The following is a 6,976-nucleotide window of genomic DNA, read 5'->3' as shown; positions in this document are numbered from 1 at the left end:
GCCCTGGACCTCGATCGCGTACTCCGCCGTCGAGCCCAGGAAGATGCGGTTGCGGACGATGCCTTTCAGGCTGCCGCCTCCGGGCGCCGAGAGGCTGAGCGATTCCGGCCGCAGGCTGACCGATACCGCCTCGCCCCGGGAGAGCGGCACCCGCTTGCGCGCCGCAATCACCGTGCCGTCGGCAAGCGCGACATCGACGAGGTCGCCGGAAAGACCCGCCACCGTGCCGCTCAAGAGATTGGTCTTGCCGACGAAATCGGCGACGAACAGATCGGCCGGCTCGTCATAGATCTCGCTCGGCTGCCCAAGCTGGACGACGCGGCCGCCATTCATGACGCAGACGAAGTCGCTCATCGACAGCGCCTCCTCCTGGTCGTGAGTGACCAGCACGAAGGTGATGCCGATCTCGCGCTGCAGGTTCTGCAGCTCGATCTGCATGTCGGTGCGCAGCTTCTTGTCGAGCGCCGCCAGCGGCTCATCGAGCAACAGAACCGCCGGCTTGTTGACCAGAGCGCGGGCGAGCGCAACGCGCTGCTGCTGGCCGCCGGACAGCTCGTGGATCTTGCGGCGGCCATAACCGGCGAGCTGCACCATCGAAAGCGCCTCGCCCGCCCTCTGGCTGATCTCGCGCGACGACAGCCTGGGCCGCGCCTGGCGCAGCCCGTAGGAGATGTTCTCCTCGACATCGAGATGCGGGAACAGCGCATATTGCTGGAACACCATGTTGACCGGCCGCCGGTAGGGCGGCGTGCCGGCCATGTCGCGGCCGCGGATCAGCACCTGGCCTTCGCTCGGCTGCTCGAAGCCACCGATCATGCGCAGGCACGTCGTCTTGCCGCAGCCGGAAGGGCCGAGCAGCGCGACGAAGGCGGAAGGCGGGATGGCAAGGTCGATGCCGCTCACCGCGGTGACGGCGCCATAGCGCTTGGTGACCGCGCGAAATTCGATATCGGGCACTGCAGTCAAGCCACGGGCTCCAGCGACAGCATGAGGCAATGTCATGACGCTAGCAGAGCCAATGGCGCCTAGTATATACCTCGCAGGTGGTATATTTAGCCGATTTTATCGTTTAGAGGGGTATGGATTGGCCGCCTCCCGCAGTGACGACTACAATGCCTTGGCTGCGGTGATAGCCGCCGCGCGCGAGACCGGCGGCGACAATTTCGGCAAGGCGATCGTCGGCTGGCTGCGTGGCCATGTCCGCTTCGACCATTGCGTGATCTTCGGCTATCGCGGTGCCGCGCGGCCGCCGCTCCTGTTCGAGACCTTCTCGCCGGCGGAGAGCCACATCTTCGTCGCGCTCTATCAGGACGGGCCCTATCTGCTCGACCCGTTCCATCACGCCGCGGTCGAGCGCAAGGAAGGTTTCTGGCGTATGCGCGAGCTCGCCCCGGACCGCTTCTATGCCAGCGAGTACTACCGCTCCTATTACAGCCAGACCCGGCTTGCCGAGGAGGTCGGCTTTTTCGTGCCGCTGGCCGGCAAGGATGCGCTGGTGCTGTCGCTGATGCGGCTGCGCGCCACCGGACCATTCGGAACGGCGGATGCCAGGCTGCTGCGCGACATGGCGCCGGCGGTGATCGGCTTCTGCAGGCAGCGCTGGCCCGCTTTGCCCGCAGACGAGGTTGCGGCCCAGCCATCCGGCGATGCCGTCGCGATGACCAACGAACTCGACCGGGCGCATATCTGGAAGAGCCTGTCCTTGACCTCGCGCGAAAAGCAGGTCGTCGACCTCGTGCTCCAGGGCCACTCCACGGAATCGATCGCCAGGGCGCTGCGCATCGTGCCGGGGACCGTCAAGGTCCACCGCCGCAACATCTACCGCAAGCTGAAGATCAAGTCGCAGGCCGGTCTCTTCGCCCGCTTCGTCGAGATCATCGACGCGCGGACCGGATAGCAACCCCGGCCGCCTTGCGGCAGCTCGCGATGAACGTCTATCGTGCGGCCGAAACGGCCGGCCGGCTATCCCGGCGTCGGGTCGAGTGACGAAACAGATTTCAGGACGGATCAGGCAGCGCAGAGCCAATGGCCGACAAAACACGATTCGGACTGACCGCCCTCGATACAGTGCCCCTGCATGAAAAAGTCTATCTGGAGCTCGTGCGGGCGCTGATGTCGGGCCAGTTCCAGCCTGGCCAGAAGCTGACCTCGCGCAAGCTCGCCAAGGAGCTCGGCACCAGCGACATGCCGGTGCGCAGCGCCTTCATGCGGCTACAGGCGCTGCGGGCGCTGAGCCCGATGCCGAACGGCAGTGTCGAGGTGCCGCTGCTTTCGGCCGACCGCTTCCAGCAGCTGACCGCCGTGCGCACGGTCCTGGAAGGCACGGCCGCCGAGCTCGCGACAAAGCGCATCAACGGCAACAACCTGCGCGCGATCCGCCGTCTCTGCGCCGAGCTCACCCAGGCCGCCCGCAGCGGCGACATCGACGCCTATCTGCGCAAGAACCACGACTTCAAGTTCGGGGTCTACCGCCATTGCGGCAACGAGCAGATGATCTTCCTGATCGAGACGGTGTGGATGCAGGTCGGACCTTTCCTGCGTAATCTGCGCATCGGCTTCGAGGACGACCTCGCCGGCATTCTCGGCATCGACTATCACGAGGAAGTCGTGGCGGCGATCGAGGCCCGCGACGGCGAAAGGGCGCGAGCCGCGATCGTGCGCGATATCGCCGAAGGCGCGACGCACATCCTGGAGCAGATCAGCTTCCCGAAACAGCGGCATTAGCATTCGGGATGTTGGCGATCCTTCGCGCCGGCATCTCAAAGGTTTCTGCCGCATCCTATCCAGTAACGACCGCTCGAATGCCCCCTTGGCTTTCCTCCACTCGCCAGCTATGTTGCGATCGCAGATCGCACAAAGCGGACCCAAAATGCCTCCCGATATCCCGGCTAGTGACTTGAAAAAATGAAGGAAACCCGCTCGGCATCGGCCGCGCTGACCTTCACGAACTCACAAGCTGAAAATTGGATATCGTAGCCGGCAGGGCTACAGCACCCAGAAAAGGGGCTGGAAATTGAGCGATGCGATTGCGGACGTTTTGAAGTGGCTGGACAGCAGGAAGGACATCCAGAGCCTCAGGGCTGCGGTGTGCGACCTGAACGGCATCATGCGCGGCAAGCGCATTCCGGTCGAGCAGGCGCGCAAGGCGCTCGAAGGCAAGCTGCGTATGCCCTACTCCGCCATCGGGCTCGACATCTGGGGCGAGGACATCGAAGGCAACGCCCAGGTGTTCTCGACCGGCGACGCCGACGGGCTTTGCCACTGGACGGGCCGCGGCATACTGCCCGTCAACTGGACGGCGCATCCGACGGCGCTGTTGCCGGTCTGGTTGGCGGATGACAGCGGCGCTCCCTACCTTGGCGATCCGCGCCGCGCGCTTGCCCGCATCCTCGACCGCTATGCCGCGCTCGGCCTGACGCCCGTCACCGCGACCGAACTCGAATTCTACCTTGTCGACCCGACCTCGCAGCGGCCTGTTGGACCGGTTTCACCGGTGACCGGGCGGCGCCTCGATTCCGACGCGGCGCTCTCGATCGACGAGGTCGACGATTTCGAAGCCTTCATCCACGATATCTACGAAGCCTGCCGCATGCAGGATATTCCTGTCGACACCGCCATTGCCGAAAACGGCGTCGGCCAGTTCGAGATCAACCTCAACCACGTCCCCGACGCCTTGCGCGCCGCGGACGATGCCGTGCTCTTCAAGCGCACCGTCAAGGGCATCGCGCGCAAGCATGGCTTCGCCGCCTGCTTCATGGCCAAGCCCTATGGCGAGCGCGCCGGCAATGGTTTCCACGTCCATTTCAGCGTCCTCGACAGGCAAGGCCGCAACATCTTCGACGACGGCTCGGATCAGGGCTCCGACACCATGCGCCATGCGGTCGGCGGCCTGCTTGCCGCCATGGCCCAAAGCACGCTGGTGTTCGCGCCGCATTTCAACTCCTACCGCCGGCTGCGGCCGCGATCCTATGCGCCGACCGCCGTCGCCTGGGGTTACGAAAACCGCATGGTGGCGATTCGCATTCCGGGCGGTCCGTCGGCCGCGCGGCGCATCGAGCATCGCGTCTCCGGCGCCGACGCCAATCCCTATCTGGTGCTGGCGGCGATCCTCGGCGCGGCGTTGATCGGCATCGAGCGCCAGCTCTCGCCCGGCGAGCCGACCGGCGGCGAGGGTCAGGGGCTGACGCTCGCCAAGCTGCCGCCCGACTGGGCCTCGGCGATCGCCGCCTTCGAGGCCGGCCCGCGCGTCGCCGAGATCTTCCCGGACGTGCTGCGCGACGCCTTCGTCGCTTGCAAGCGCCAGGAGCTGAACACGTTCGCCCTCAACGTCAGCGACTTCGAGATCGAGACCTATCTGGAGAGCGTCTGAGTTCCCACGGTGCATCGGGCACTTCCGTCAAACGTCCGTTCCACACCGCCGCTCCGCCATCTCCCGCAATTGATGCGGATCAAGGTCGCCACGCCGAGCCTCTGTTTTGGTCCCGTTCAGCTTCGCAGTCCTGAACGGAGTCCCTTGCCATGGTCGGCATCAAGTTGAGCCTTGAACGGATCCATCCTGTGCAGCCCGTGCTTTTCGGCGCGCCACGCAACGCAGGAGACCGTCTATGAAGGGTTCGGGTTCACTACGGTGGCTATTCCCCCTGATTCTGATCGCCCTCGCGGCAGCCGGCTACTACGCATGGCAGCGATCCAAGGACGGGGCGGCGTTGCCGCAAGGCATCGCCAGCGGTAACGGCCGCATCGAGGCGGTCGAAATCGACATCTCGACGAAGGCGGCCGGGCGGATCAAGGAGATCCTGGTCGGCGAGGGTGATTTCGTCAAAGCGGGCGAAGTGCTTGCCCGCATGGATACTGTGCAGCTCGAGGCACAGCGCCGCCAGGCCGAGGCGCAGCTTCAGCGCGCCACCATCGGGGTCGAGACCGCCGGCAGCCTGGTGACGCAACGCGAGGCCGAAAAGACGGCAGCGGCAGCGGTCGTCGCGCAACGCGAGGCCGAGCTCGACGCCGCCGAGCGGACCCTGGCGCGCTCGCAGCAGCTTGCGGTCAACAACACCGTCTCCCAGCAGGTCCTGGACAACGACCGCGCCGCCGAACAGAGCGCGAAGGCCGCCGTTGCCGCGGCGCGGGCCCAACTCGCCGCCAGCGAGGCGGCAATCAACGCGGCGCGGGCACAAGTGGTCGATGCCAAGGCCGCGGTCGATGCCGCGCAGGCCGCGATCGAAAGCATCGATGCCGATATCGACGACGCCACGCTGAAATCGCCGCGCGATGGACGTGTCCAATTCCGAGTGGCGGAACCCGGCGAGGTGCTCGCGGGCGGCGGACGCGTGCTCAACCTCGTCGATCTCGGCGATGTCTACATGACCTTCTTCCTGTCGACCGCGCAGGCTGGACGCGTCGCGATCGGCTCCGACGTACGCCTCGTGCTCGATGCGGCGCCGCAATACATCATCCCCGCCAAGGTGACCTTCGTCGCGGACGTCGCGCAGTTCACGCCCAAGACCGTCGAGACGGAGGAGGAACGCCTGAAGCTCATGTTCCGGATCAAGGCGCACATCTCGCCGGAGCTGCTCCGCAAGTATATCCAGCAGGTCAAGACCGGTCTGCCCGGCGTGGCCTATGTGCGGCTCGACCCGCAGGCTGAATGGCCGGCCGGCGTCCAAGGAAAGCTCGTGCAATGAATGCCCGGCCGGACGGCGCCGCCGCCTTCTCGCCGAAGCGGGTCGCGCGGCTGGAGAACGTCGGCCACGCCTACGGAAAGGTCAGGGCTCTCGATGCCGTAACGCTCGACTTCCCGGCCGGCGGCATGGTCGGCCTGATCGGGCCGGACGGCGTCGGCAAATCCAGCCTGCTTTCCCTGATCGCCGGAGCGCGGACGATACAGCAGGGGCATATCGAGGTGCTGGGCGGCGACATGGCCGATCTCCGCCACCGGCAGAGCGTCTACCCAAGGATCGCCTACATGCCGCAGGGCCTCGGCAAGAACCTCTATCCGACGCTGTCCGTCTTCGACAACATCGATTTCTTTGGCCGCCTGTTCGGGCACGACAGGTGGGAGCGCGAGCATCGCATCGGCGAGCTTCTGAGGCGCACCGGGCTCGCGCCTTTCGCCGACCGGCAGGCCGGCAAGCTTTCGGGCGGCATGAAGCAGAAGCTCGGCCTCTGCTGCGCCCTGATCCACGATCCGGACCTCTTGATCCTCGACGAGCCGACCACCGGCGTCGATCCGTTGTCGCGCCGCCAGTTCTGGGAACTGATCGGCGAGATCCGCGAGGGCCGCGACGGGATGAGCGTCATCATCGCGACGGCCTATATGGAGGAGGCCTCGCGGTTCGACTGGCTGGTGGCCATGGATGGAGGCAGGGTGCTCGCGTCCGGAACCCCGTCCGACCTGCTCGAAAGGACGGGCACACCCGATCTCGACGCGGCCTTCATCGCCCTTCTCCCTCCGGAGAAGCGCGACAGACATGAGGCTGTCGTGATCTCTCCGCGGCCTGCCGATGCCGACGGTGTATCCGCCATCGAGGCTGAACATCTTACCATGCGCTTCGGCGACTTCACCGCCGTCGACGACGTGAGCTTCCGCATCGGCCGCGGCGAAATCTTCGGCTTCCTGGGCTCGAATGGCTGCGGCAAGACGACCACCATGAAGATGCTGACCGGGCTGCTCGAGCCGAGCGAGGGCAAGGCACGGCTGTTTGGGCGCGAGATCGACCCCCACGACATCGAAGTGCGGCGGCGTGTCGGCTATATGTCGCAGGGGTTCTCCCTCTATTCGGAACTGACAGTTCGGCAAAACCTCGTGTTGCATGCCCGCCTCTTCGGCATGGCCGACGCCGCGATCCCGTCCCGGGTCGAGGAGGTCGCGCGGCAGTTCGGTCTGGCGGACAATGTCGACGCGCTGCCCGAAGCCCTGCCGCTCGGCATCCGCCAGCGGCTGTCGCTGGCGGTGGCGATGATCCATTCACCGGAGATC

6 protein-coding genes are annotated in these 6,976 nt (G+C 65.8%); 5 read left to right on the top strand and 1 reads right to left on the bottom strand.

All coding sequences use genetic code 11. From position 1 onward, the window contains the following. A partial coding sequence (locus EOD07_RS16550) for an ABC transporter ATP-binding protein (RefSeq protein WP_164772290.1) occupies positions 1-966 on the bottom strand: 966 nt, incomplete at its 3' end. A gap of 118 nt (positions 967-1,084) precedes the next feature. Between EOD07_RS16550 and EOD07_RS16545 the strand changes: the two genes are divergently transcribed. From EOD07_RS16545 to EOD07_RS16525, 5 genes are all read left to right on the top strand, one after another. Next, positions 1,085-1,897 (top strand): LuxR C-terminal-related transcriptional regulator, encoded by an 813-nt coding sequence (locus EOD07_RS16545; RefSeq protein WP_245470181.1) that lies wholly within the window; start codon positions 1,085-1,087, stop codon positions 1,895-1,897. A 128-nt stretch (positions 1,898-2,025) separates the two neighbouring features. After that, positions 2,026-2,724 carry a GntR family transcriptional regulator gene (locus EOD07_RS16540; protein ID WP_127236229.1) on the top strand — a complete coding sequence of 233 codons (699 nt, stop codon included), beginning with the start codon at positions 2,026-2,028 and terminating at the stop codon, positions 2,722-2,724. 289 nt (positions 2,725-3,013) lie between these two features. After that, the gene (locus tag EOD07_RS16535) at positions 3,014-4,369 is read left to right on the top strand and encodes a glutamine synthetase family protein (protein ID WP_073989732.1); all 1,356 of its coding nucleotides are present in this window, start codon (positions 3,014-3,016) and stop codon (positions 4,367-4,369) included. 235 nt (positions 4,370-4,604) lie between these two features. Further along, the gene (locus EOD07_RS16530; RefSeq protein WP_127236228.1) at positions 4,605-5,681 is read left to right on the top strand and encodes an HlyD family efflux transporter periplasmic adaptor subunit; all 1,077 of its coding nucleotides are present in this window, start codon (positions 4,605-4,607) and stop codon (positions 5,679-5,681) included. After that, positions 5,678-6,976 (top strand): ATP-binding cassette domain-containing protein (locus tag EOD07_RS16525; protein ID WP_164772289.1); only part of this gene is annotated, 1,299 nt, incomplete at its 3' end. The genes EOD07_RS16530 and EOD07_RS16525, both read left to right, overlap by 4 nt.

The organism is Mesorhizobium sp. M2C.T.Ca.TU.002.02.1.1, assembly GCF_003997225.1.
The sequence above is the reverse complement of the archived record's forward strand: the minus strand, read 5'-3'. Positions and strand labels throughout refer to the sequence as shown.